Below are 24,719 nucleotides of genomic sequence, written 5' to 3'. Positions count from 1 at the left end.
GCCGGTTCAGCTCGATATGCCGGCCACGAGCTGGCCGTAGGCGTTCTTTGCGACATCCGACAGGCGCTCCGGCGGCAACGAGCCGACGACCGCGCAGGCATAGCCCTTGTCCAGCCAGTAGACAGCCTCCGGCCCGCCGGTCTCGGCAGTATAGGTGCCCTTGGATGTCTCCGACGATTCGGCGGTGATGTAGAGCGAGACGCGCTCGCCTTTGGCGTCCTCATAAAGCAGCATCGCCGCCTTGCCCTGGTCTCCGGCAGGCAGCAACCGGCCACCGACGAGATCGAAGCCCTCGGCCGCAAGATCGGGCGCAACCAGCTTCAACCCGATACGGTTCGAGAGCCAGGTCTGGAGATGATCCTTGTCGCTTGCCGGAACCTCGACGGCGTGGCGCTTCTCGGCGGCGTAGATGACGTGGGCTGCGATCGCCTGCTCGGCGAGCTGGTCGTCGCCCTCGCCCCGGGCGATGCCGTCGATGCCCGCGACATAGCCGCCGAGCCCGCCGAGCGCGAGCATCACGGCCGCGGCAGCCGACAGCCACCAGCGCGAGCGCCAGGCCGGCACCTTCACGGGCGCCTCGCCAAGCACGACCTGCCGCAGCCTCGCCGGCACCGGCTCGTCCATCACGCCCGCGAAGGCGGCGCGCATGGCGGCGCGGTCGGCGATGTAGCGCGCGGACTTCGCCTTCATCTCGGGATTGGCCTCGAGCCAGGCGTCGTAAGCCATGCGCTCCTCGCCCGGCAGCTCGYCGTCGAGGGCCATATGGATATCGCGTTCGGAGAAATCGTGGCGGGTCATTTCTCAACGATCCTTATCGAGCGGCGGCGCGATGTGTCGTCGAGCAATCCTCGCAATTCCTCGCGGCCGCGCGCGATGCGCGACATCAGCGTGCCGGCCGGCACCCCAAGGATGTTGGCGGCCTCGGCATAGGAAAAGCCCTCGATGGCGACCATCACCAATGCCGCGCGGCGATCGGGGCTGATCGCCTGCAAGGCATCCATGATCTCGCGCGAGGCGATGGTCTCGACCTGATCGGCGGGCGCGGCTTGGGCCTCACCGGCTTCGAGAGGCAGCATCGCCGCCTCGCCGCGCCGGTTGACCTTGCGCATCTGGTCGATGAACAAGTGATGCATGATCGTGAACAGCCACCTCCGGGGGCTCTCTCCAGTCTGCCAGTTGTCGAGCCGCACAAGCGCCCGCTCCAGGCAATCCTGGACGAGATCGTCGGCGGAATCGCGCTCGCGCAGCAACGAGCGCGCATAGCGCCGCAACCGCGGTATTTCGCTCAGGATCGCTGCCTTCTTGTCGTCCATGACCGCTTGTTTCGAGGTCGCTTTCCATCCCGATAGAACGCGCCTTCCCGGCGCGGTGCAAGCAGTCAGCGCGAGGCGGCCGAACCGCTGCGTTTACCCAAGCACGTGAATAACGATGGTGGAGGGCGGTTTATTCCCAGCTCAAAGTCGTCCAGGACGGATTGTTTCATTACGTAATATAGGTATACTAGGTATATCACGTAGGAGGTGACCAATGAAGCAATTCACCTTTTCAGATATGAACCGCGCGTCGGGTGAAATCCTCGAAACGGCAATGATCGAGCCTGTCGCTCTTACAAAACGCGGCAAGGAGAAGCTGATCATCCTATCGGCCAGACAATACCGGCAACTCGTTGGTTCGTCTCATGCCGCCGCTTACACGCTGGAGGGYGCACCGGACGAGGTCCACGACGAACTGATGTCCGGGTTGGAAGCCATCATAACCGGCGATGAGCCGGATGTTTGAGCCCGGCGATCTGCTCCGGTACTACTATTTGTGGGYGCGGCAGGCTGACGCCGGTGAGGAATCCGGCCGCAAGGCGCGCCCTGTCTGCATAGTCGTCAGAACGCCGACCGCGCCGGCTGCGCTGTTCCTGTTCCCGCTCACCTCGCAACAACCCGATGCGACCCGCACGTATATTGCCATCAGTGAGATCGAGTGCCGGAGGGGCGGCCTCGATTTTCCATCATGGCTGATTCTCGACGAATACAACCGGGTGCGGACTGACGAAGCTTACGACCTGGTCTCGACCAAGCCGATCGGTTCTTTCAGTCCGGCGTTCGTGCGCAAGATTGCTGGCCTCATCAAAGAGGCAGCCAACCAGCGTCGRCTGCGGGGCGTTGTACGGAAATAGCAGCAGCGTCGAAGGAACCTAGCCCGCTCTCCCCTCCCTCGCCGCCCTGGTCAGCAGYCGTTGATARAACAGGCCGATGCCGATCAGCACGGCACCGAGGCCGATGAAGGAGAGTGCGCGCAGCACGCCTTCCAGTTCCGACATGTCGAAGAGGAAGACCTTCACCACCGCGACCGCGATCAGCACCGCGGAGGCGATGCGCAGCACCTGCGATTTCAGCCAGACGCCGGCGGTGAGCAGCGCCACGCCGATGACCAGCCAGAGCGCCGAATAGGTGTAGGTCTCGACCTGGCCGAGCCCGCTCCACAAGGCGATGAACTCGCCCTTGAACAGGCGGCGCACCGACAGCGTCGCATAGGCGAAGGCTAGCAACGCGGCGATAAGGGCCAGCATTGCCGCATACCATCGCGGGCGCTTATCGCGGACATAGAGCGCCAGCGCGCCGGCGGCGACTGCCGGCAACAAATAGGCAAGGAAGAGGAGGTTGAAGACCGGGATCGTGCCGGTCGACTCGTCCGTCAACAGCGGGTTCAGCACCACGAAATGCTGAACCGCGATCAAGCCTGCCGAGACCACGCCGGCGGCCATCGAGCCATAGCGCAGAACCGAGCTTGGCGAGCGCATATCGATGGCGACGAGGATCGCGCCGGCGCCGAGCGCGATCAGCGTGTAGATCGCCTGTTCGGCAAGGGTCACGGTGCCGGTGTCGATGACGCCGCCATGCATGGCGTGGCGCACCAGCATGGCGATGGTKAGCAGCGCAAACAGCGCCGAGGCCGCCTCCATGGCAAGGCGTGGCCGGCCGTCGGTGGTGCGGGCGAGCTGCCAGGCAGYAAAGCCAAAGGCGAGCGCCGGCATGCCATAGCCCGGCAGCAGCCAGTTGAAGACCGGCGTCCTGGAGAGAAACGCCGCGCCGAAGATGGTCGGATCGAAGGCGACACGGCCGAGCACGGCGACCGCCGCGCCGACCGCGATCCAGCCCAGCACGGGATACGACCGCCAGCGCGTGGCCAGCGCCGGGATGACCGCAGCGGCTCCAAGCAGCACGGTCGTCCACCCCGAACCGAAGGCCATATGCAACATCAGCAGGCCGGCGATGCCGGCGCCGCCCAGCGCGAAGGAGACGGCTGGGCCGCCGGCCAGCGGCGGCTGCTCGGAGCGCGCTATCCACTCGCCGCCGGCGGCGAAGACCAGTGTCAGCAACAGCGCAGGCAGAGCGTAGCCGAAATCGCGGTCGACATCGCCGAAGGTGAGCCACAGGGCGGTGAGCACCACCAGCGGGACGATGACGCCCCAGGCGGCCCAGCACGCCGCGCGCGCCGGAGCAGTTGCGGCGAAGCGGCGCGCGGCCCAGAAACCGGCGCCGATGAAGACAAGGCCAAGCGCGATGCCGATGCGGAAAGTCAGGGCGTCGGACGACGCCAAAGGCTGAGCGTCCAGCCCGACATCGAGCGCGTTGGCGCCGATCGTGGCGGGCGGGATTATGCCGAGATAGATCAGCACGGTGGCGATGCCGGCGGCGAAGACCAGCGGAAGCGCGCGCGGCCGGTAGAGCGCCGCCGCGACCAGTGCAACCAGCAGGACAGCGCCGTGCAAGGCGTCGCCGGCGCTGGCAAAAGCCGGATCGACGGACAGGCCAAGCGCGCTCAGGGCGATGAAGAAGCCGGGCACGATCGATGGCCAGTCGAAGCCGCGCGCCGCAGCTTCGCGGCCAGTCGCCGAGAAAAGGCCGAGCCAGACGAAGGCAAGCACGACGAGCGTGGCCAGGCTGATGAACAGCACGGCGGCGAGGTTCACGTCCGGCGCGTCGACCATATAGAGAATGGTCCAGATGCCTGTGCCGGCGAAGGCAGCCGCCACCAGCGCCTTCCAGTCGCGGATGCGGGCGGTTGCCGCGGTCGCGGCAAGCATGATCGCCAGATAGACGAACAGGGCCCAGGGATTGGGCGCCTGCGAGGCGACCAGCGCCGGCGTGACCATCGCGCCGACGAGGCCGATGCCGGCCAGCGCCAGGCCATGCACCAGCGCAGCGCCGATGGTCGCGACGCCGATGACGCCCAGCAGCGCGAAGGCCGTCGCCGGACCAATAAAGCCATAAATGCCGTGCGCCGCGTAGACCGTGCCGAACAGGATGAAGGCGCCGGCCGCCGTCAGGATCGACGGGATATAGGCGCCGGCGGCGCCCTGCACCGGCACCTTGAAGCCGGTGCGGCGGATGAATTCGGCGCCGGCAATCAGCGCCAGGCCGAGGATGCCGGCCATGGTGAGGCGCACGCCGGGGCCGAAAATGCCGGCCTCGATGGTGTAGCGGATCAGGAACAGGCCGCCCAGCGCCAGGGCGATACCGCCGACCCAGACCGCCCAGCGCGTGCCCAGCGCCGTCTCAACATCGCTCTGGGGCGCCGCCTTGGCGGGCGCGGGCGATCCTGCCGCAGGCGTCTCGGCCACGGTGGCGGGTTGCGCCGGTTCGGCCGGTCCGGCGGATTGCGCAGGGGCAGCCTTGCCCTTCGTCCAGGGCCCGGCCACGGCCTCGCCTTCGGGCTCGGGCGTCGCGACGACCTCCTCGGTCGCGGTCGTGCCGTCAGCCAACGGCGCGGCAGGCGCTGCGGCTGCCTTGGCCTCCTCGGGAAGGCCTTCCTGCGCAGCGTCCGCCTTGGGCGCAGACAGCGAAGCGTCCGACTGCAGCAGGCCGCGCAGGACGCCCAATTCGCGCTCTATCAGCGCTATGCGGTTCTGCTGTCGTGAAACGATGACGAAAAGAGCTATGACGGCGGCAATGGCGATCAGGCTGAAAAACATGGCGGTTTCCCTCAAAACCAGACCAGTCGTGGGCAACAAATGCGGCAACGAGACGGCTGACGCAAATCAGCATCTTGCCGACTAACAAGATCGAGCATGTTTCATGACTGATTGCCAGCAACTTGCCGGTTTATCCAATGCCCGGCTGCGGCATTGAAGGGGGATCGCGCGACCTCTGCCGCGAAATACTTCGTGCTATTCTCGCGCGGACGAAGACAATGTCACGAGGTGACCGATGGCGCAGAAAAGCGCGGGCCTGCTGATCCACAGGGGCATTGCCGGTATGTTCGAATTCCTGCTCGTCCACCCTGGAGGCCCGTTCTGGGCCAGAAAAGATGAAGGCGCGTGGTCGATCCCAAAGGGACTGATCGGCGACACCGAGGACGAGCTCGAGGCCGCCAAACGGGAAGCCGAGGAGGAACTCGGCGTCGCCATCGAAGGCGATTTCCGGCCGCTCGGCAGCTACAAGCAGCCCGGCGGGAAGATCGTCATCGCGTGGAGTGTCGAGGCGGACGTCGATGCGGATGCCGTCAGGAGCAACATGTTCGCCATGGAGTGGCCGCCGAAATCGGGACGCCTGAAGGAATTCCCGGAGGTGGATCGAGCCGGCTGGTTTTCGCTGTCCGAAGCCGCGGTCAAGATCCTCAAGGGCCAGCGCCCCATGCTCGACGATTTCCTGGAACGGCGCAGCGCGGATTAGGCGCGCTTATCTGCTATCCGGTCTCAATCACCTTCACCGTGGCATGATGCCGACGCAGCGCGGCGAGGAAGCCGGCGCGGGCGTCGGGTGGATCGAGGCCGCGCGGCTCATAGACATGGCGGTTGAAGAAGAAGCCGCTCAGCCGGAACGCGTCTTCCAGGGCTGCCGCATCGGCGCGCAGGCCGGAGCCGCGCTGGAGGAAAGCCGGCAGCGCCAGCATCTTGTCGTGCCAGGCAGCACCCGCTGCGCGCGACACGGCGCGCCCGGATTTCGGCGAGACATAGGCGAGATCCTGCCTGGCGCCGGTCGCCGCGCATTGGCTGAGGTCGAGGCCGAAGCCCAGTTCGTCGAGGATGAGCAGCTCGAAGCGCRCCACCAGCTCCCCCGCCGCATCGGCATCGCCCAGATGCGAGATCATTACGGCAAGCGCCTCGTAAAGCCCGCCATGGGCGTCGCGCTCCGGCAGGAGCCTCAGATGCGCGGCCATGGTCTGCAACCCGTAGACCGCGACCGCGCTGTCCATCAGCCGCGCCGCATTCATCTCGATCGCCTCGGCCTGGAAGACGCCGAGATGCTCGTCGAGCCGCGCTCGCCACAAAAGGTCGACGCGGTTGCCGGGCTGCAGCACCGGCTGCTGCTTGCGCGAGCGCCCTCCCCGCACCAGGCCGAGATGGCGGCCATGCGCGCGCGTCATCACCTCGAGGATGGCGCTGGTTTCGCCATGCTTGCGGGTGCCGAGAACGATTCCCTCGTCGCGCCATTCCATGGACGGGAGCTTTTCACCTGTTGGACGGCGAAATCAAGGACACGAGCGGCCCGCCGGCCAATTGTCGGCTTTGATGCTCGTTGGAGACCTTCATCGGTCGCGTCCCGAATGGCAGCAATGYGCCTCCAACCGGAGGTTCAGGCAAAATTTGATCAAGCACGAATGCCGACTCTTTCGGTTGCGCTCGGCGCCGGGGTGGTCACAGCCCCAGTGCCGCGTGGACCCGTTCTTGGAAATACTGCACTCCTCGCTCATGCCGCCCCGAAAGCGGGCCGGAGCTATAGGCCCCTGCGGCATAGTTGCGGTGCGTATCGGCGCAGATGGTGTAGTCCTCGCGTACCACGGCCAAGGTGCCCTGCACGGATTTCGCCCTGCTCTCGGAGGCTTCCGCAGAGGTGTCGGCAAAGAAGAAATGGTAGTGCTGGTCTGTGTGATGCGGTGAGGTCGGGTTGATCCGRCTAACGTTCATGCCGCCATCGAAAAGCGACAGCGTCCAGTTCGGCCACATCCAAAGCCATTTGCYGCGATAGAACAAACCGTCTTTTGGCGGTGCGGTCATCCGGACATAACCGGGATGGGCGGTGGTCTGGAAAGCTTCGAAGTCGATGGCAGCGTAGAACGAGGGATGCGTGCCGGGGATGTGGTAGCCTTCGACGAAATTGTCGGTGTAGATCTTCCAGTTCGCCGCAAAGCTGACAGTGGCCTGATCGGTGGCGGCATAGCTCTCCAACGGCTCGTCCGCCAGTTCGGCKGGCAGAGAGCCAAGTTGATCCAGAAGACTTTCCTTCGGATCGAGTGCCGCGAAGAGCAGCCCGCGCCATTCGGATAACTGCACCGTCTCCAGCGGCCAGTCTTCGGCGATGATCGCGGGATCCTTGCCATACCATGGGGCCTGCACCAGCCGTCCGGTGTCGGCAAAGGACCATTTGTGATAGGGACAAACGATCAGCCCACATTTGCCCGCGCCATCGGCCAGAAGTTTCGCCCCCCGGTGGCGGCAGACGTTCTTAAATCCGCGCAAGCTCCCGTCCCGGCCCCGGATGGCGAATATCGGCGTGCCAGCGATGTCGATGGCAAGGTATTGACCCGACGACGCGACCGAGGCGACAGGCCCCATGAATTGCCAGGTGTGCGCGAAGATGTTGGACCGTTCCTGCTGCCAGATATCATCGCGGACATAAAGCGACGGGTCCAGGTTCAGGTATTGCACGGGCGGAGTGTGGGGCGTCGGGTGGTCGGGTCGCAAGCTGTCCGGTGTCATAGACTAATCTCCAGTTGCGGCAATCCTGTCGTAGGCGGGGCGACATCGCAAGGGAATGCGCTCCGCTGCGCACAGCCTGTAAGCCGATGGCGCTAGGCGGTCTTTGGGCCCGCACCGTTGCGCCTCGTCCAATTCGCCACAATGTGGATGAGCGTGGCTTGCCCGGCTTACCCCGGAAACTCCAGCCCCATCTCGCGGTAGCGCTCGGGGTCATCGCCCCAGTTCTCGCGCACCTTCACGAACAGGAAAAGGTGCACCTTCTGCTCGAGGATCTCGGCGATTTCGGTCCGCGCGGCCTGGCCGATGGAACGGATCGTCTCGCCCTTGTGGCCGAGCACGATTTTCTTCTGGCTGTCGCGCTCGACATAGATGACCTGCTCGATGCGCACCGAGCCGTCCTTCTTCTCTTCCCATTTCTCGGTTTCGATATGCGAGGAGTAGGGAAGTTCCTGATGCAGCCTGAGATAGAGCTTTTCGCGCGTGATCTCCGCCGCTAGCTGGCGCATCGGCAGGTCGGAGATCTGGTCCTCGGGATAATACCAGGGACCGGCCGGAAGCGTCTCGGCGAGATAGTCGAGCAGGTCCTTGCAGCCGGAGCCGGTGAGCGCGGAGACCATGAAGGTGCGCTTGAACGRCACGYGTTCGTTGGCGGTCRCGGCCAAGGCGAGAAGCGTTTCCGGCTTGACGCGATCGACCTTGTTGAGGACGAGCAGCATCGGCTGCCGGACGTCCTTGAGCCGATCGAGGATGGCGTCGGCATCGCCCTTGATACCGCGCTCTGCGTCGATCAGAAGCACGACGACATCGGCATCCTTGGCGCCACCCCATGCGGTGGTCACCATCGCGGTGTCCAGCCGCCGCTTCGGCTTGAAGATGCCGGGCGTGTCGACGAAGACGATCTGCGCGTTGTCATGCGTGGCGATGCCGCGCACGATGGCGCGGGTGGTCTGCACCTTATGGGTGACGATCGACACCTTGGCGCCGACCAGCTGGTTCACCAGCGTCGACTTGCCGGCATTGGGCGCGCCGATCAGCGCAACGAAGCCGGAGCGCATCGCGGGGGCTTCAGGGGTTTGCGTATCACTCATGCCACGCTCCATACGCCTTCGCGCAGCAAAAGAGTAGCCGCGGCGGCCTGCTCGGCCTCGCRCTTGGAGCGCCCGCTGCCGGTCGCCGGAGCGAAAGAGCCGACCTTGACGCTGACGGTGAACATCGGGTCGTGATCCGGCCCCTCGCGACCGTCGACGCGATAGGCCGGCACGGCGCCGGCCGCGGCTTGGTGYGCCCATTCCTGCAATTCGGTCTTGGCGTCGCGCCGCGCAGCCCCGATCGCTTGCGAACGCGGCTGCCAATAGCGATGGATGAAAGCGCGGGCAGCCTCAAGGCCACCATCCAGGTAAAGCACGGCAATCAGCGATTCCAGCGCATCGGCGCGCAGATTGGTGCGCTTGCGCCCGTCGAGATTGCGCACGTCGGAGCCGGCGCGGATAAGCTCGGGCAAGCCGATCTCCTCGGCGATTTGGGAGAGCGCCTCGGCATTGACCAGCGCGTTGAGGCGCAGCGACAGCTCGCCCTCGGCGGCATCGGGAAAGGTCGCGAGCAGCATGTCGGCGACGACAAGCCCGAGAACGCGGTCACCCAGGAACTCGAAACGTTCGTAGTCGACGCCGGCATGGGTCGAGCGCGCGCTGGCATGGGTCAGCGCCCGCTGCAGGCGCTGGCGGTCGGCGAAGGCATGGCCGGTACGCTCAACAAGCGCCTCGGCCAAGGCATCGGCGGTCRAACGCTTGCTGGCCGCCATCGCTCTATTGGACGAAATGGAACAGGCGCCCGGCCCGCATCAGCGACGGCCACTTCCATATCTCGAGCGGGCTCGCCTTGCCGGCGATCGAGAAGAAGATGAGGTTGGCGCGGCCGACAAGGTTCTCGGCCGGCACATAGCCGACGGCGAAGCGGCTGTCGGAGGAATTGTCGCGATTATCGCCCATCATGAAATAGTGCCCGGCCGGCACGACGAATTCGCGCGTGTTGTCGCCAATCGAATCGGAATTGATGTCGAGCGTGTCGTAGCTGACGCCGTTCGGCAGCGTTTCACGATAGACGTCGATCGGCCGGTTTTCCTCGGTGACGTCGGGATTGTCGATCTGACCGGTCTTCACGCGCGGCACGCCGACGTCATTGATGAAGAGCTGACCGTCCTTCATCTGGATCTTGTCGCYGGGCAGGCCGACGACGCGCTTGATGTAGTCGACCGACGGATCCGGCGGGAACTTGAACACCACCACGTCGCCGCGCTTGGGCTCCGAGCCCCAGATGYGGCCCGAGAAGAGATCGGGGCCAAACGGCAGCGAGTAACGCGAATAGCCATAGGCCCATTTGGTGACGAAGAGATAGTCGCCTTCGAGCAGCGTCGGCCGCATCGAGCCCGACGGAATGGAGAAGGGCTGGAAGARCAGCGTGCGGATGACGAGCGCGAGCAGCAGAGCCTGGATGATGACGGAGACGGTTTCACYAAGTCCGCCGGATTTCTTCTGCGATTTTTCAGCCACGCTCATGTCGTCCTCGATTGTGCGATGTTGGTATAGAGTCTCGGCGCGCGCTGAGCAACGTCATGCCGCTCGTGGTCAGATGGAATCAATGTGGCGCTTGTTCGGCGGGCACCGCCTCGATGATCACAAAGGCTTGAGCAAGCGGGAAATCGTCGGTGATGGTGAGATGGATGAGGGCACGGTGGCCTTTCGGCAGGATTTTCTCCAGCCTGGCCGCGGCGCCGCCGGTCAGCGCCATGGTCGGGGCGCCGCTCGGCAGGTTGACCACGCCCATGTCGCGCCAGAACACGCCCTCGGCCATGCCGGTGCCCAGCGCCTTGGCGCAGGCCTCCTTGGCGGCGAAGCGCTTGGCATAGGAAGCCGCGCGTGCGGCGCGCTTTTCCGACTTGGCCTGCTCGACMTCGGTGTAGATGCGCTGGACGAAGCGCTCGCCGTGYCGCTCCAGCGATTTCTCGATGCGTCTGATGTCGATCAGGTCGCTGCCGATGCCGATGATCATTCCGCCGGCACTTCCCGTCCACCCTGCCCTGCCTTCTTCTCGGCACGCTCGGCCATGCGCTTCCTGCGCTGCTCGCGAAACACAGTCATGCCCCAGCGGGTGATGGCGTAGAAAACGAGCCCAAAGACCAGGCCGAGCGGCACCGCACCGATCAGCATCGGTTCAAGAACGGGGTGCCAGAGCTTGGCGAAGGAAAGCTTGTGCATCAYTTCGCCCAGATGCTCGGGCGGCCCGTGCTTCGGCAGATGTTCGTGCAGCAGCAGCTTGCCGGTTTCCCAGGACGCGCCCCACAAAAGCGGAAAGGTCAGCGGATTGCCGAAGAACACGGCGCCGAGCGCAGCCGCAACCAGATTGCCGGCGATGATCCAGCACAGCACGGCCGCGACGATGAAGTGGAAGCCGAGCGGGAAGAAGGAAGCAAAAACGCCCGCGGCGACGCCGGCGGCGACCGAATGCGGCGTCGCCTTCAGCCGCAGGATGCGCTTGGAGAAATATTGCACGGAACGTGAGAACGAGCGGCGCGGCCATAGATAAGTACGCACCCGCTCAAGGAGGCCATCAGGCTCTCGGCGTCGAAAAAGCACTCTGTTCCAGTTCCCGGTCCAACACGCGCTGCCCCTGCCACCACCGGGTCGCGCCACACATATCTTGCGCTTCGATGGCGCAGAAAGGCAACAAGTCTTTGATATAGCGACGCCCAGGCCGCGTAACAACGAAACGCCGCCGCGATGGTCTGCCGCAGGCTGTAACAAGGCCGTCATTCTGGCGAAACTGAGGAAGACAACCGGGATGAGCCAAATGATCACCATTCGACCGGCGCGGGCCGACGACGCGGAGGCATTGCCGGCGATCGAACAATCGGCCGGACTGGCGTTCCGCGCCATTCCGGAACTGGCGTGGCTTGCCGACGGTGACAATGTCAGCGTCGAGCGACACTGCGCGCTGATTGCCGCGGGCGCATGCTGGATTGCCGCGGACGAAGAGGACCGGCCGGCCGGCTTCCTGAGCGCCGGGATCGAGGGTGATACGCTGCATGTCTGGGAGTTGGACGTGCGCCTCGACCGGCAGGGCCAAGGCATTGGCCGCGCGTTGCTCGAGCGGGCGGTCGCGGACGCCAGGCGGCGCGGCCTGGCGGCGGTGACGCTGACCACGTTTCGCACTGTGCCCTGGAACGCGCCCTTCTACCGCAAGTTCGGATTTCGTGTCCTGGAAGATGCCGAGATCGGCGGACGGCTGGCCAGCCTGCTCAGCGACGAGGCCGAGCACGGCATGGCTTTGGAGCAGCGCTGCGCCATGCGGCTCGATCTCAGTCGAGCCGGTATTCGCTGACCTCGACCAGATTGCCGTCCGGATCGCGGAAATAGACCGACATCATCGGACCGCGCGCGCCGGTGCGTTCGACCGGACCGACTTCGATCGCCACGCCATTTGCTTCGAGGCTCGCCCGGACTTCGGCGAGCGGCACTGCCGCCACGAGGCAGAAATCGCCGGAACCGGGCGTCGGCGCCTTTGCCTTCGGCTCGAAAGTGCGGCCTGTTTCGTGCAGGTTGATCTTCTGCGAGCCAAACAAAAGCGCGGTCGGCCGGTTGGGCTCATCCAGCCGCCGCATGCCAAGCACGCGCCCGTAGAAGTCGCAGCTCGCTTCGACCGAGCGAACCGTCAGCACGAAATGGTCGATTCCGGCGATCATCGCGCCCCCGGCGGCTGCCGGAGAGATTCAAGCGACACGCCCAACTGCTTGTTGTCATGCATTGCGGAGTCAGATGTTGCGGCTTCCGGGCTTAACGGCTGGAATAGCGGCAAGTTCCGGCGGCAGGCGGTCGGCGGGATAGGCCGGCACTTCATATTCGGCAAGCGCGATCAGCGGCACGCCGACGTCGGTCTTGCCGGCCGAGCGGTCGATGATGCAGGCCGCCGCCACGACCTCGGCGCCAAGCTCGCGCAGGCAATCGATGGTCTCGCGGATCGACAGGCCGGTGGTGACGATGTCCTCGACGATGACGACGCGCGCGCCCTTGGCGATCTCGAAGCGGCGCAGCCTGAACTCGCCGCCTTCCCGCTCGACCCAGATCGCCGGGACACCCAGATGACGCGAGGTTTCATAGGCCGGGATCAGGCCGCCGATGGCCGGGCCGACGACATAGTCGATCCTGCCGGGCAGCGCCTTGCGGATCTTCTCGGYCAGCGCCCTGCACAGCCGCTCGGTCTTATCGGCATGCATGAAGACGCGGGCCTTCTGCAGAAAGACCGGGCTGCGCAGGCCCGACGTCAGGATGAAATGACCTTCGAGAAYGGCACCGGCCTCGCGGAAAATGCCCAGCACTTCGTCGGTGTTCATTGTTCGCTCCATGCCTTTGGCGAGTGGTGAATAGTGAATGGTGAGTGGTGAATGGTGAATGGTGAATGGTAGTGAAAGCACCCTCTATTCCTATTCACTATTCACATTCACCCATTCACACGCCGCGCATCGCTGACGCTCGAATTGTCCTTCAGCTGCGACAGCAGCCGGTTGAGATGCTTCAGGTCCCAGACCTCGAGGTCRATCAGCATCTCGGTGAAATCGGGTGCCGTGCGTATCATAGACAGCGTGTGGATGTTGGCWTCGTTGGACGCCACGACCTGGGCGATGTCGGCCAACGAACCGGGCGCATTGATGGCGGTGACCGAGATGCGCGCCGGGAACCGCTCCTTGGTGCGTTCGTCGATGTCCCAGCGCACATCGATCCAGCGCTCGGGCTGATCGTCGAAGGCCTGCAGCGCCGGCGACTGGATCGGATAAATGGTGATGCCGGTTCCCGGCTGGATGATACCGACGATGCGGTCGCCGGGCACGGCGCCTTCCGGCGCGAAGCGCACCGGCAGGTCGCCGCGCACGCCGCGGATCGGCACCGCGCCGTCGCGCGGCTGATCCTTGCCCTTCTTCGCGGCGCGCGTGCCGGGCATCTGGAACAGCATGCCGGCGGCGTTGCGGATCTTCGACCAGCCTTCCTCGCGCTGCTTGGGCGGGGCGACGGTGACGCGCTCGTCCTTATAGTCGGGGAAGACCGCTTTCATGACGTCGGTGGAGCTCAACTCGCCGCGGCCGACGGAAGCCAGCACGTCCTCGATGTCCTTGCGCGCCAGGCGGTGCAGCACCGGCTTCAAGCTCTCCTTGGTGAAGGTCTTGCCGGCGCGCTCGAAGGCGCGCTCCAAAATCCGGGCGCCGAGGCCGGAATATTGCTTGCGAATGGCATTTTTGGTGGCGCGGCGGATGGCGGCGCGCGCCTTGCCGGTGACCACGACCGATTCCCAGGCGGCGGGCGGCACCTGCGCCTTGGAGCGGATGATCTCGACCTCGTCGCCATTCTTCAGTTCCGTCATCAGCGGCATGATGCGGCCGTTGACCTTGGCGCCGACGCAGGTGTCGCCGACATCAGTGTGGACGGCATAGGCGAAGTCGATCGGCGTGGCGCCGCGCGGCAGCGCGATCAGCATGCCCTTGGGCGTGAAGCAGAACACCTGGTCCTGGAACAGCTCCAGCTTGGTGTTCTCGAGGAAATCCTCCGGATTATCGCCCTCGGCCAGTTGCTCGATGGTGCGCCGCAGCCAGGCATAGGCGTTGGTTTCCCTGGAGATCGCATGGCCGGCGCCATTCATCTTGCCGCCGCTGTCCTTGTAGATCGAATGYGCGGCGACGCCATATTCGGCGATCTTGTTCATCTCCTTGGTGCGGATCTGCAATTCGACGCGCTGGCGCGACGGCCCGACGATGGTGGTGTGGATGGAACGATAGTCGTTCTGCTTCGGCGTCGAGATGTAGTCCTTGAAGCGGCCGGGCACCATCGACCAGGTGGTGTGGATGGCGCCAAGCGCGCGGTAGCAGTCGTCGACCGTATCGACGACGACGCGGAAGCCGAAAATGTCGGAGAGCTGCTCGAAGGAGAGCGCCTTGGCCTCCATCTTGCGGAACACCGACCATGGCTTCTTCTGCCGGCTCTTCACGCTCGCCTTGATGGCATGTTTCTCGAACAGGCCCGACAGCGCCGTCTCGATCTCCTGCAGGACGCCCTTGTTGCGCTCGAAAATCTCGGCAAGCCTTGCGGTGACGGCGCGATAAGCCTCTGGATTGATATAGCGGAAGGCGATTTCCTCCAGCTCCTCGCGCATGCCCTGCATGCCCATGCGCCCGGCCAGCGGCGCGTAGATGTCCATCGTCTCCTCGGCGATGCGCAGGCGCTTGGACTCGGGCATATGGTCGAGCGTGCGCATGTTGTGCAGGCGGTCGGCGAGCTTGACCAGAAGAACGCGGATATCTTCCGAGATCGCGAGCAGAAGCTTGCGCAGGTTTTCCGCCTGCTCGGCCTTCTTCGAGACCAGATCGAGCTTCTTCAGCTTTGTAAGGCCTTCCACCAGCTTGCCCATTTCGGGGCCGAAGAGCTCGTCGATCTCAGCCCTGGTCGCCGTCGTGTCCTCGATCGTGTCATGCAGCAGGGCAACGGCGATGGTCGCCTCGTCCATATGCATGTCGGTGAGGATGGCGGCGACTTCGAGGGGATGCGAGAAATAGGGATCGCCCRAGGCGCGCTTCTGGTGGCCATGCTTCTGCATGGCATAGACGTAGGCCTTGTTGAGCAGCGCCTCGTTGACGTCAGGCTTGTAGCGCTGGACGCGCTCGACAAGCTCATACTGACGCATCATGGGCGGAATCTCGCGGTGCTGAAATGAATCATGCGCCGCTGTTGCTTGCGGCGCATGTCATAGATAGCCACGAAACTTACGAGACGGAAGTGCCGGATGCTTGATCCAGGCAAGTTCCCATGACGCTTAGTAGTCGTCGCTCTTTTCCGGCGGCACCAGACCTTCGATGCCGGCGAGCAGGTCTTCCTCGCTCATACGGTCGAAAGCGATATTTTCCTCGGCGTCGTCGGTGTCGGCCGCGACAGCGGTCGTGCCGGTCTGGTCGGTGATCGCCTCGCCCTCGGCCTCCGGCTCGTCGACCTCGACATGCTTCTGCAGCGAGTGGATCAGGTCTTCCTTGAGGTCGTCGGGAGAGAGCGTCTCGTCGGCGATCTCGCGCAGCGCGATGACCGGGTTCTTGTCATTGTCGCGCGGGACGGTGATCTGCGCGCCCTGGCTGATCTGGCGGGCGCGATGGCCGGCGAGCAGCACGAGTTCAAAACGGTTATCGACCTTGTCGATGCAATCTTCAACGGTTACGCGGGCCATGGACTGCCCCTTTCATGCGATGGATTTGATGGAAAGCTGGCGCGCTCCATAACGCGAGCGCGGCCGAAACACAAGCTTTATGGYGCCGGCGCCGACTTTCGCGGCCCCTTGCCCGGCTCATCATCGGAGCGCGCCATGATGGCGCTCACATAGTCGCGATCACAATTGCTTGCAATGCGGGCCGTGCCCTTGGATATCCACAAATTGCGCGTTATCTCGGATGTGACGGTACCGAGGCCCATTTGCCGGACCTATTCGTCAAACGCTTTTAGACGACAGAAATTTTTGAAAAGGGATGTTTTTCAATGTTCGATCCCCGTGAAAAGATCGCTCTTTTCATCGACGGCGCCAATCTCTACGCCACGTCCCGCGCGCTGGGCTTCGACATCGATTACCGCAAGCTCCTGTCGAGCTTCCAGAAGCGCGGCTACCTGCTGCGCGCCTACTATTACACYGCGCTGGTCGAGGATCAGGAATATTCCTCGATCCGGCCGCTGATCGACTGGCTGGACTACAACGGCTTCAAGGTGGTGACGAAGCCCGCCAAGGAGTTCACCGACTCGACCGGCCGGCGCAAGATCAAGGGCAACATGGATATCGAGCTCACGGTCGACGCGCTGGAGCTTGCCGATGTCGTCGACCATTATGTGATCTTCTCCGGCGACGGCGACTTCCGCACGCTGGTCGAGGCGCTGCAACGGCGCGGCCGCAAGGTGTCGATCATTTCGACCATGGCTTCCCAGCCGCCGATGATCTCCGACGATCTGCGCCGCCAGGCCGACCATTTCATCGACCTGATGACACTAAAGAGCGAAGTCGGCCGCGACCCGTCCGAACGGCCTGTGCGCCGGCCTGAACCCGCCGAAGTCGACGAGGACGATTATTGACGGGCGGCGGCCTTGAGCGCCGCACCCTCCCCCGAGCCCGGCCGTGACTGCCCGCTCTGCCCGCGGCTGCACGATTTCATCGCCGCCTGGCGCGAGCGCGAACCGAGCTGGTTCAATGCGCCGGTGCCGACCTTCCTGCCGCCGGAAGGCGAGAATTCGGTCAAGCTCCTGATTGTCGGGCTGGCGCCCGGCCTGCGCGGCGCCAACCGCACGGGGCGCCCCTTCACCGGCGACTATGCCGGCGACCTGCTCTACGGCACGATGATTAAGCATGGCCTGGCGCGCGGCGAGTTCAAGGCGCGGCCGGACGACGGGCTCGAGCTTGTCGGCGCTGCCATCACCAATGCGGTGCGATGCGTGCCGCCGGAGAACAAGCCGGTGGGCGCCGAAATCTCGACATGCCGAACTTTTTTGAAACCCACCATTGCGCGCTTCCCCAACCTTCGCGCCATCCTGACGCTGGGTTCGATCGCGCATCAGTCGACGGTGCGGGCGCTGGGCGGGCGTGTCGCCGCCTTGCCGTTCCGCCATGGCGGGCGCCAGGAAGCCGGCGGCGTCACCTTGTTTTCCAGCTATCACTGCTCGCGCTACAACACCAATACCGGCGTGCTGACGGAAGAGATGTTCGTCAATGTGTTCAGCGAGATCGCGGCGTTCCTGAAGAGCTAGAGTCAAGCGGCTTCCTGTCGGTCCGACTTCCCATTCATACCGGCAGCAGGGCATCCGGCTTCACGTCGCCGATCGAGGCGTAAGTGTGCGTCTCCTTCACGCCCGGCAGCGCGAGAATGACCCGCGTCAGGAAATCCTGATAGGCGGCCATCTCCGAGGTGCGCGCCTTTACCAGATAGTCGAAGCCGCCGACGACCATGTGGCACTCGAGAACCTCGGGCGCCTTGGTCACCGCTTCGGCGAAGCGCTCGAAAATATGCGGCGCCGTGTGATCGAGACGTACCTCGATGAAGACGAGCGTGCCGCGTCCGATCTTTGCCGGATTGAGCACGGCCCTGACCGCGGTGATATAGCCTTCCCGAAACAGCCGCTTCACCCGCAGGCTGGTGCCGGTCGGCGACAGGCCGACGCGCGCCGCGAGATCGAGTGTGGTGCGACGTCCATCCTCCTGCAGCAGCCGCAGGAGATTGCGGTCGACCGCGTCGAGGTCGTCTGCTTCAGCATTCACGCCAAATCTGCCTCTGATCTGCGAGTTTCACTCGAATTTCGATAAAGGAGCGTATTTTACCGCAGGCTTTTCGGCAATAGCCTGTGCCTACATCGAATTCCGCGGAGACGATCTTCAGTGGCGATGTCATGACGGCGGCAGGACATGGCGGACACGCGAGACTCAGGAAACTCCGGGCTGGCGATCATCGCGGGCCTGACCATGATCGGCATCTACGCAATCCAATTCGTCGCGGCGCGCTTCAGCCTCCGGGAGCACCTCACGGCGACGGATCTGGCCGCCTTGCGCTTTGGCGGCGCGGGAGCGGTCTTTCTGCCGATCGTCTGGCGCGGCGGCTTCGCAAGCATGAGAGCGCTTGGCTGGCGACGGGCCTTGGCTTTGGCGGCGCTGGCCGGATTGCCTTATCCGCTGATCATCAATTGGGGACTGACCCATGCCCCCGCCGCCCATGCGGCAGCGCTTTGTCCCGCGTCGATCGTGTTCTTTTCGTTCCTCCTGTCACGCGTCGTCTTCAATGACGGCGCTTCGCGGCAACGGACCATCGGTGTGCTGGCGATCATCGCCGGCCTGTCGCTGTTCGTCGCGCCGGCGCGCGACGGCACCGGCGGCGTTCTCTTCGGCGATATGCTTTTCATCGGATCGGGCCTGATGTTTTCGGCCTATGCCGTTCTTGTCAGGCGCTGGCGTGYCGATCCGGTCACGGCGACGGCCGCGGTGGCGCTCCTGTCCTGCCTGCCGCTGCCGRCTCTCTATCTCTTCGCGCCAAGCCATATCCATGCGGCGGCCGCCACGGAGATCATCAGCCAGATCGTGGTCCAGGGGATTCTGGCCGGCGCGGCAGCCATGTTCCTTTATACTTACGTCGTCCGGCAACTGGGGCCGCAGACGGCATCGCTGTTCCTGCCCGGCATACCGATCGCCACCGTGGTTGTCGGCATGRCCGTGCTTGGCGAAACGCCGATGGCGATCCAGTTCGCAGCCATCGCGATCATGRCCGCCGGGATGGGCTTGTCGGCGATCGGAGGGYGGATTGCCAGCAAACGTCTTGATGCAGCCGCGCAGGCAGGATCGTGAGCCTTCAGCGGTACGGCAGACACTTCAAGAGCCGGCAATTCAGGGCGTCGGCGCGAACAACGCGGCCAGCGTCTCGCGGCTACCCTTCAGAACGTTCAGATCGACATCGCCTTCGATGCCGTCGACGCGGCCCATATTATGATACTGCCAGTAGATCCAGTCGTTCTCGCGCGGCTTCATCGCCAGCGAACGCAGCCAGCGCTGACGGGTCATGATGCTGCCGGAATAGGTGTCGGCCGCTTCGTCGGTCAGATAGAAGATCGCCTGCTTGCCGAACGCCGCCTCGACCGGGCCGAGGAAAGCGGCAAGCTCGATATTCAACTGCTCGGGCGACGGACGCTGCGGGCAGTTGCCGCCGAATTCGATGTCGACCACGGGTGGCAAAAGCGGCTCGCCRCGTGGCACCACGGCGATAAAATTCCTCGCCTGGTCGGCGCCAGGGCGGCAGAAGGTGAAGAAGTGATAGGCGCCGACCGCCAGGCCGGCCGCGCGAGCCTCGCGCAGATTGGTCGCGAACAGGGTGTCGACATGGGTGCCGCCTTCGGTCGCCTTGATGATGGCGAAGGCGACATCGTCGGCCGCCACGCGCGGCCAGTCGATCTTTCCCTGATGGTGGGAGACGTCGATGCCCCGGACCGGGAATTCCGCGCGGTCAGGTGAAAAGCCGCGGAACCAGAAATAGGCGCCTGCCACGACGGCACAGGCGACAACCACGCCGGCGAGGCCCCAGAAAACAATCCGCTTCCCCAAGATCCGTCCCCCGTCGCAAGGTGCRCCGGACCAAGGAACCGGCGATGGCCTTTTTTCAGGCGGCCTGTTTCCGCCATCGGGCGAAGGCTTAGCCGCGCTCCTTCAGCAGCCGGCCCTTCTCGCGCGACCAGTCGCGCTGCTTTTCGGTCTCGCGCTTGTCATGCAATTTCTTGCCACGCGCAATCGCCAAGAGCAGCTTGGCGCGGCCACGGTCGTTGAAATAGATTTTCAGCGGCACCAGCGTCATGCCTTCGCGCTCGACGCTTTGCGAGAGTTTCGCCATCTCGCGCTTGGAGACCAGCAATTTGCGGCGGCGACGCGGCTCGTGGTTGAAGCGGTTGGCCTGCAGATATTCCGGCAGATAGGAATTGATCAGCCAGATCTCGCCGCCCTCGGCCGAGGCGTAGCTCTCCTGGATGTTGGCCTGGCCCTGGCGCAGCGACTTGACCTCGGTGCCGGTCAGCACCAGGCCGGTCTYGATCGTGTCGAGCACCTCATAGGAGAAGCGCGCCTTGCGGTTTTCGGCGACCGTCCTGTTGTTGGGGTCGGCTTTCTTGGCTTGATTCATAATGCGGAGAGGTGGCGCCTCATCCCTAATTTATCAAGCCGGCGTGCTTTAGCGCCGCGTCGATCTTCTCGGCGGTCGAGGGCTCGACCGTCACCAGCRGCGAGCGCACCACGTTCTCGATCTTGCCGAGCTTCGACAGCGCGTATTTCGACCCCGAAACACCAGGCTCCATGAAGATCGCCTTGTGCAGCGGCAGGAGACGATCCTGCAGCTCGAGCGCCTTGGCGCTGTCGCCGGAAAGCGTGGCTTCCTGGAATTCGGCGCAGAGGCGCGGCGCGACATTCGAGGTGACCGAAATACAGCCGACGCCGCCATGGGCGTTGAAGCCAAGCGCGGAAGCATCCTCGCCGGATAGCTGGATGAACTCCTTGCCGCAGGTCATGCGCTGCTCGGAGACGCGCTCCACCTTGCCGGTGGCATCCTTGACGCCGACGATATTCTTGAAGTCGTGCGCCAGGCGGCCCATCGTCTCGGGCATCATGTCGATCACCGAGCGCGGCGGGATGTTGTAGATGATGATCGGCAGCTTGGTCGCGCGGGCAACGGCGGCGAAATGCTCATAAAGGCCGCGCTGCGTGGGCTTGTTGTAGTAAGGCGTGACGACAAGGGCGGCATCGGCGCCGGCCTGTTCGGCATACTTCACGAGGCCGACCGCTTCCTCGGTGTTGTTGGAGCCCGCGCCGGCCACGACCGGCACCCTGCCCCTGGCCACCTCGATGGCGACCTTCACGACATGGCGGTGCTCCTCATGCGAGAGCGTCGGCGACTCGCCGGTGGTGCCGACCGGGACGAGGCCCTTGGTGCCTTCGGCGATCTGCCATTCGACGAAAGCGCGAAAGRCTTTCTCGTCGAAGCGCCCGCTCTTTTCGAACGGTGTCACGAGCGCGGTGAGCGAGCCTCTCAGCATATCGTCCAAACTCCTTGGAACTTCGTTGTCTATGCATGTCGTTCTTTCCCGCCATCGGGCGACATGCGTCGGTATCTTATTTGCGCGCCTTCTAACCGAAAGCGAAGCCGCGCACCATAGTCTCGACATGGTTCAGCGGCAAGGATCGCAATAGAGCCAGCGGGTGCAATTCGAACGGCCTCGATAACCTTTTGTTTACGAGCCCTTCACCACCTAAGTTTAGAGTCTGTTTAGGCTTTCAAGGCCGTACCCGCTGACGATGTGCTAGGATTGAACATGCCGACGAGGCGGCCTCATTTCTTCGCGCTTTTGGGCGCGATCGTCGCGCTGACGCCGACTATGGCGATCGGCGGCAGCGTCGATGCGCGCGTCACGGCTGCAATCCCGGTGCCCGATGCGCCGCAAGCGCCGGGCCTAACGTCGACCGCCCCCGACATAGCGCAACTGAAGAGCGGCCTCGACGCGCTCGCCGCCAACAACATTGCCGGGGCGCGCAATGCGCGCGACACGCTGCCCGCCATTTCGCTCGACCGACACATCCTGGCGTGGGCGATCGCGCTCTACGGCGGCGATCAGGTGCCGAGCGGCGAGATTGCCGATGCCGCCAAGATGCTGCCCGGGTGGCCGGGCACGATCGCGCTGCGCAAGAACAGCGAGCGCGCGCTCTATCGCGAAAACCCGCCGCCACAAGTGGTGGTGCAGGCGTTCGGCCGCAGCCAGCCGCTGACGCCGGAGGGCGTCATCATCCTTGCCCGCTCGCAGGTGGCGCTTGGCAACCAGGCGGCCGCCCGCGCGGTGCTGGTGCCGTTCTGGCGCAGCGAAAAGCTGGAAGCCAAGGATGAGAATGCCATCATCAAGGAGTTCGGCACGCTGATTCCGGCGGCCGACCATCGCTACCGTATGGAGCGCATGTTCTACGCCAACCGGCCGTCTTCGGCGCTGCGGGTCGCCGGGCTCGCCGGCGCGCAGCCGCTGGCGGATGCGTGGGCGGCCGCCGACAAGGGCGACAAGAACGCCGCCAGGCTATTGAAGGCGGTGCCCGCGGCGCAGCGCTCGGCCGGCTATTTCTTCGCCGAGGCGGAATACCTGCGCAAGCAGCAGAAATTCGCCGATGCGGCGACCGTCGTGATGAAGGCGCCGACGGACCGCGATTCGCTGGTCGATCCCGATGCCTGGTGGGTCGAGCGCCGCGTGCTGTCGCGCGAGCTGGTCGACCAGGGCGACATGAAGACCGCCTACAAAATCGTCTCCATGCACGCGGCCGAAAGCCCGGCCAATGCCGCCGAGGCCGAATTCCATGCCGGCTGGTACGCGCTGCGCGGCCTCAACGATCCGGCGGCCGCGGCCATCCACTTCAAGCGCATCGCCGAGCTCGCGCAGGGACCAGTGTCGCTGTCGCGCGCCTATTACTGGCTCGGCCGCGCGGCGGAAGTGGGCGGCCCGGGCAGCGCCAAGGATTATTTCACGCGCGCGGCCAGCTACGGCACGACCTTCTACGGCCAGCTCGCCGGCGAGCGCGTGGGCTTGAGGACGCTCAACATCGTCTATCCGAAACCGAGCGCGGCCGACCGCCAGAGCTTCGAGGGCCGCGAGGCGGTGAACGCGATCAAGCGGCTGCAGGAGGCGGGCTATGACCGCTACGCCGAAACGCTCTACCGCGACCTTGCCGGGCAGCTGACCAGCCCGGGCGAACTGGCGCTGCTTGCGGTGCTGGCCGAAAAGCAGGGCAACCATTTCATGGCGCTGAAGGTCGGCAAGATCGCTGCTCAGCGCGGCATCGACGTCGGYGCGCTGTCGCATCCGCTGGGCGTCATTCCCGATTCGGCCAATATCTCGGGGTCCGGCAAGGCGCTTGCCTATGCCATCGCCCGACAGGAAAGCGAGTTCAACGTCGGCGCCGTCTCCAGCGCCGGAGCGCGCGGCCTGCTGCAATTGATGCCAGCCACCGCCAAGCAGTTGGCTAAGAAGGCCGGCATGAGTTTCTCGCAGGCGCGGCTGACGAGCGATGCCGGCTACAACGCGACGCTGGGTTCGGCTTTCCTCGGCGAGCAGCTCGACCGTTTCGGCGGCTCCTATGTGCTGACCTTCGCCGGCTACAATGCCGGCCCGAACCGCGCCGCCCAGTGGGTGGCGAAATACGGCGACCCGCGCGCTAAGGACGTGGACGCCGTCGTCGACTGGATCGAGCGGATTCCCTACACGGAAACAAGAAGTTACGTGCAACGCGTGATGGAAAACTACGAGGTCTACAAGATGCGTATTTCGGGGAAATACGACATCGTGGGGGACCTTGTGAACGGACGAGGTTGAGGTTCTTCCTTCTCCCTTGTGGGAGAAGGAAGAGTGTTTGACGATCCCCACTCTCGCCTGTAGCTGTCGRCCACCCCCAGCGAGGACAGCACTCCGATGGCGAGCGACGAAGGCTTTTCCGATTTCTTCTACGCGGCACCCGACGGCCTGAAGCTGCATGCCCGGCTCTACGGCAAGGCGAATGCCGAGGGTTGGCCGGTCGTCTGCCTGCCCGGCCTTACCCGCAATGCTCGCGATTTCCACAAGTTGGCCCTTTACCTTTCCAACAAGGCCAGGAACCCGCGCAAGGTCATCGCCTTCGACTATCGCGGTCGCGGGCAATCGGACCACGATCCCGATATCGGCCATTATAATGTCGGGGTCGAAGCCGGCGATGTGCTTGCCGGGCTATCTGCGCTCGGCATCGAGCAGGCCGCCTTCATCGGCACCTCACGCGGCGGGCTGATCATCCATGTGCTCGGGGCGTTGAAGCCGGCCGCACTGAAAGCCATCGTGCTGAACGACATCGGCCCGGTGATCGAGGCGGAGGGCCTCGCCCATATCCGCGCCTATCTCGACCGTGCGCCAAAACCGAAAACATTCGCCGAGGCGGTGGATGCCCAGCGCCGCGTGCATGGCGCCGACTTTCCGGCGCTCACCGACGCCGACTGGGCGCGAATGGTCCGGGCAATCTGCCGCGAGACGGAGGCCGGCTGGGTGYCGGATTTCGACCCGGCCCTGGTCGACACGCTGGCCGGCATCGATTTCAGCAAGCCGCTGCCGGACCTGTGGCCGCAGTTCGACGCGCTTGCCGCCATTCCGCTGCTTGCCATTCGCGGCGCAAACTCGAGACTRCTTTCCACGGCGACACTTAACGACATGCAGAAGCGGCATCCCGGCATGGAATCGATCACCGCCGAAGGCCAGGGCCACGCGCCCTTCCTCGAAGCCAGCGATTTGCCGGAAAAGATCGCCGCATTTCTCGATCGAGAAGAAGATCAAGTCAAACAAAAGTAAAGCTCGAGACTATATCAGCCTCGAGCTTTATCACGAAATATAGATTTTTATCCGTCGGCGAGGCCGATCCGACCGGCCTAACGCGTTTCACCGTTTCACGGAAA

General features: G+C 64.4%; 27 protein-coding genes. 9 read left to right on the top strand and 18 right to left on the bottom strand.

Annotation, left to right across the window (positions count from 1 at the left end; translation table 11 throughout):
- Window positions 1-6: 6 nt before the first annotated feature.
- Window positions 7-798, bottom strand: coding sequence for an anti-sigma factor (locus tag LCM4576_RS28050; protein WP_071035677.1), 792 nt, complete (start codon window positions 796-798; stop codon window positions 7-9).
- The gene (locus LCM4576_RS28045; RefSeq protein WP_040984221.1) at window positions 795-1,313 is read right to left on the bottom strand and encodes an RNA polymerase sigma factor; all 519 of its coding nucleotides are present in this window, start codon (window positions 1,311-1,313) and stop codon (window positions 795-797) included. Before LCM4576_RS28045 ends, LCM4576_RS28050 begins: the two co-directional genes overlap by 4 nt.
- A 214-nt stretch (window positions 1,314-1,527) precedes the next feature.
- On the opposite strand from LCM4576_RS28045, the gene LCM4576_RS28040 reads away from it, so the two are divergent.
- Both LCM4576_RS28040 and LCM4576_RS28035 read left to right on the top strand, forming a co-directional pair.
- On the top strand, window positions 1,528-1,779 hold the full coding sequence (locus LCM4576_RS28040; RefSeq protein WP_071035676.1) for a type II toxin-antitoxin system Phd/YefM family antitoxin: 252 nt from the start codon (window positions 1,528-1,530) through the stop codon (window positions 1,777-1,779).
- Entirely contained in the window at window positions 1,772-2,167 is a 396-nt protein-coding gene (locus LCM4576_RS28035) for a hypothetical protein (RefSeq protein WP_071035675.1), read from the top strand. The genes LCM4576_RS28040 and LCM4576_RS28035 overlap by 8 nt, the downstream gene beginning before the upstream one ends.
- 18 nt (window positions 2,168-2,185) lie before the next feature.
- On the opposite strand, the gene LCM4576_RS28030 is transcribed toward LCM4576_RS28035, so the two are convergent.
- Window positions 2,186-4,966, bottom strand: a complete 2,781-nt coding sequence (locus LCM4576_RS28030) for a DUF2339 domain-containing protein (protein ID WP_071035674.1) — start codon at window positions 4,964-4,966, stop codon at window positions 2,186-2,188.
- Window positions 4,967-5,201: 235 nt separating this feature from the next.
- Between LCM4576_RS28030 and LCM4576_RS28025 the strand changes: the two genes are divergently transcribed.
- The gene (locus LCM4576_RS28025; protein ID WP_071035673.1) at window positions 5,202-5,666 is read left to right on the top strand and encodes an NUDIX domain-containing protein; all 465 of its coding nucleotides are present in this window, start codon (window positions 5,202-5,204) and stop codon (window positions 5,664-5,666) included.
- 13 nt (window positions 5,667-5,679) lie between these two features.
- On the opposite strand, the gene recO is transcribed toward LCM4576_RS28025, so the two are convergent.
- The 7 genes from recO to LCM4576_RS27990 form a co-directional block, all read right to left on the bottom strand.
- Window positions 5,680-6,432, bottom strand: coding sequence for a DNA repair protein RecO (recO, locus tag LCM4576_RS28020; RefSeq protein WP_071035672.1), 753 nt, complete (start codon window positions 6,430-6,432; stop codon window positions 5,680-5,682).
- A 199-nt stretch (window positions 6,433-6,631) separates the two neighbouring features.
- The gene (locus LCM4576_RS28015; RefSeq protein ID WP_083361549.1) at window positions 6,632-7,693 is read right to left on the bottom strand and encodes an aromatic ring-hydroxylating dioxygenase subunit alpha; all 1,062 of its coding nucleotides are present in this window, start codon (window positions 7,691-7,693) and stop codon (window positions 6,632-6,634) included.
- A gap of 167 nt (window positions 7,694-7,860) precedes the next feature.
- Window positions 7,861-8,793, bottom strand: coding sequence for a GTPase Era (gene era, locus LCM4576_RS28010; protein ID WP_198540324.1), 933 nt, complete (start codon window positions 8,791-8,793; stop codon window positions 7,861-7,863).
- Window positions 8,778-9,494 carry a ribonuclease III gene (gene rnc / locus LCM4576_RS28005; protein WP_071035670.1) on the bottom strand — a complete coding sequence of 239 codons (717 nt, stop codon included), beginning with the start codon at window positions 9,492-9,494 and terminating at the stop codon, window positions 8,778-8,780. Before rnc ends, era begins: the two co-directional genes overlap by 16 nt.
- 4 nt (window positions 9,495-9,498) lie before the next feature.
- Window positions 9,499-10,248: a signal peptidase I gene (gene lepB / locus LCM4576_RS28000; RefSeq protein WP_071035669.1), complete on the bottom strand. Its 750-nt coding sequence runs from the start codon at window positions 10,246-10,248 to the stop codon at window positions 9,499-9,501.
- 79 nt (window positions 10,249-10,327) lie between these two features.
- Window positions 10,328-10,741 (bottom strand): holo-ACP synthase, encoded by a 414-nt coding sequence (gene acpS / locus LCM4576_RS27995; protein WP_071035668.1) that lies wholly within the window; start codon window positions 10,739-10,741, stop codon window positions 10,328-10,330.
- Window positions 10,738-11,325, bottom strand: a complete 588-nt coding sequence (locus LCM4576_RS27990) for a DUF2062 domain-containing protein (RefSeq protein WP_071035667.1) — start codon at window positions 11,323-11,325, stop codon at window positions 10,738-10,740. Before LCM4576_RS27990 ends, acpS begins: the two co-directional genes overlap by 4 nt.
- 214 nt (window positions 11,326-11,539) lie before the next feature.
- Here LCM4576_RS27990 and LCM4576_RS27985 point away from each other — a divergent pair, with 214 nt between their 5' ends.
- A complete protein-coding gene (locus LCM4576_RS27985) occupies window positions 11,540-12,070 on the top strand; it encodes a GNAT family N-acetyltransferase (protein ID WP_198540323.1) in 531 nt (176 codons plus the stop codon).
- Here the strand turns inward: LCM4576_RS27985 and LCM4576_RS27980 are convergent.
- From LCM4576_RS27980 to rpoZ, 4 genes are all read right to left on the bottom strand, one after another.
- Window positions 12,048-12,431 carry a VOC family protein gene (locus tag LCM4576_RS27980; RefSeq protein ID WP_071035665.1) on the bottom strand — a complete coding sequence of 128 codons (384 nt, stop codon included), beginning with the start codon at window positions 12,429-12,431 and terminating at the stop codon, window positions 12,048-12,050. The genes LCM4576_RS27985 and LCM4576_RS27980 overlap by 23 nt on opposite strands.
- 69 nt (window positions 12,432-12,500) lie before the next feature.
- The gene (gene pyrE, locus LCM4576_RS27975; protein WP_071035664.1) at window positions 12,501-13,079 is read right to left on the bottom strand and encodes an orotate phosphoribosyltransferase; all 579 of its coding nucleotides are present in this window, start codon (window positions 13,077-13,079) and stop codon (window positions 12,501-12,503) included.
- 107 nt (window positions 13,080-13,186) lie between these two features.
- Window positions 13,187-15,418, bottom strand: a complete 2,232-nt coding sequence (locus tag LCM4576_RS27970) for a bifunctional (p)ppGpp synthetase/guanosine-3',5'-bis(diphosphate) 3'-pyrophosphohydrolase (protein WP_071035663.1) — start codon at window positions 15,416-15,418, stop codon at window positions 13,187-13,189.
- A gap of 126 nt (window positions 15,419-15,544) precedes the next feature.
- Window positions 15,545-15,946, bottom strand: coding sequence for a DNA-directed RNA polymerase subunit omega (rpoZ, locus tag LCM4576_RS27965; RefSeq protein WP_071035662.1), 402 nt, complete (start codon window positions 15,944-15,946; stop codon window positions 15,545-15,547).
- A 305-nt stretch (window positions 15,947-16,251) separates the two neighbouring features.
- Here rpoZ and LCM4576_RS27960 point away from each other — a divergent pair, with 305 nt between their 5' ends.
- A complete protein-coding gene (locus LCM4576_RS27960) occupies window positions 16,252-16,833 on the top strand; it encodes an NYN domain-containing protein (protein ID WP_040984251.1) in 582 nt (193 codons plus the stop codon).
- Window positions 16,834-16,845: 12 nt separating this feature from the next.
- Window positions 16,846-17,502, top strand: coding sequence for a uracil-DNA glycosylase (locus tag LCM4576_RS27955; RefSeq protein ID WP_040984253.1), 657 nt, complete (start codon window positions 16,846-16,848; stop codon window positions 17,500-17,502).
- A 34-nt stretch (window positions 17,503-17,536) separates the two neighbouring features.
- Here LCM4576_RS27955 and LCM4576_RS27950 read toward each other — a convergent pair whose 3' ends face one another.
- Window positions 17,537-18,010 (bottom strand): Lrp/AsnC ligand binding domain-containing protein, encoded by a 474-nt coding sequence (locus tag LCM4576_RS27950; RefSeq protein ID WP_071035661.1) that lies wholly within the window; start codon window positions 18,008-18,010, stop codon window positions 17,537-17,539.
- A 144-nt stretch (window positions 18,011-18,154) separates the two neighbouring features.
- Between LCM4576_RS27950 and LCM4576_RS27945 the strand changes: the two genes are divergently transcribed.
- Complete coding sequence (locus LCM4576_RS27945) at window positions 18,155-19,084, top strand: DMT family transporter (RefSeq protein WP_071035660.1); 930 nt, start codon at window positions 18,155-18,157, stop codon at window positions 19,082-19,084.
- Window positions 19,085-19,123: 39 nt separating this feature from the next.
- Here the strand turns inward: LCM4576_RS27945 and LCM4576_RS27940 are convergent, their stop codons facing one another.
- From LCM4576_RS27940 to dapA, 3 genes are all read right to left on the bottom strand, one after another.
- A complete protein-coding gene (locus tag LCM4576_RS27940; protein ID WP_040984260.1) occupies window positions 19,124-19,834 on the bottom strand; it encodes a GH25 family lysozyme in 711 nt (236 codons plus the stop codon).
- Between the two features lie 88 nt (window positions 19,835-19,922).
- Window positions 19,923-20,402, bottom strand: a complete 480-nt coding sequence (gene smpB / locus LCM4576_RS27935; protein ID WP_071035659.1) for an SsrA-binding protein SmpB — start codon at window positions 20,400-20,402, stop codon at window positions 19,923-19,925.
- A gap of 25 nt (window positions 20,403-20,427) precedes the next feature.
- Window positions 20,428-21,309 (bottom strand): 4-hydroxy-tetrahydrodipicolinate synthase, encoded by an 882-nt coding sequence (gene dapA / locus LCM4576_RS27930; protein WP_071035658.1) that lies wholly within the window; start codon window positions 21,307-21,309, stop codon window positions 20,428-20,430.
- A 276-nt stretch (window positions 21,310-21,585) separates the two neighbouring features.
- Between dapA and LCM4576_RS27925 the strand changes: the two genes are divergently transcribed.
- Window positions 21,586-23,619 (top strand): lytic transglycosylase domain-containing protein, encoded by a 2,034-nt coding sequence (locus LCM4576_RS27925; RefSeq protein ID WP_071035911.1) that lies wholly within the window; start codon window positions 21,586-21,588, stop codon window positions 23,617-23,619.
- 96 nt (window positions 23,620-23,715) lie between these two features.
- Complete coding sequence (locus LCM4576_RS27920) at window positions 23,716-24,615, top strand: alpha/beta fold hydrolase (RefSeq protein ID WP_071035657.1); 900 nt, start codon at window positions 23,716-23,718, stop codon at window positions 24,613-24,615.
- The last annotated feature ends 104 nt before the right edge of the window (window positions 24,616-24,719 follow it).

The sequence above is a fragment of the Mesorhizobium sp. LCM 4576 genome, from assembly GCF_001854815.1.
Classification (GTDB): Bacteria; Pseudomonadota; Alphaproteobacteria; order Rhizobiales; family Rhizobiaceae; genus Mesorhizobium; species Mesorhizobium plurifarium.
Note: the sequence above shows the minus strand (reverse complement) of the source record. Positions and strands in the feature narration are given on the sequence as shown.

Excerpts from the sequence above, each read along its gene's own strand:
- LCM4576_RS28045 (WP_040984221.1), bottom strand. The coding sequence starts at position 1,313 with ATGGACGACAAGAAGGCAGCGATCCTGAGCGAAATACCGCGGTTGCGG.
- LCM4576_RS27980 (WP_071035665.1), bottom strand. The coding sequence starts at position 12,431 with ATGATCGCCGGAATCGACCATTTCGTGCTGACGGTTCGCTCGGTCGAA.
- rpoZ (WP_071035662.1), bottom strand. The coding sequence starts at position 15,946 with ATGGCCCGCGTAACCGTTGAAGATTGCATCGACAAGGTCGATAACCGT.
- LCM4576_RS28025 (WP_071035673.1), top strand. The coding sequence starts at position 5,202 with ATGGCGCAGAAAAGCGCGGGCCTGCTGATCCACAGGGGCATTGCCGGT.
- LCM4576_RS27985 (WP_198540323.1), top strand. The coding sequence starts at position 11,540 with ATGATCACCATTCGACCGGCGCGGGCCGACGACGCGGAGGCATTGCCG.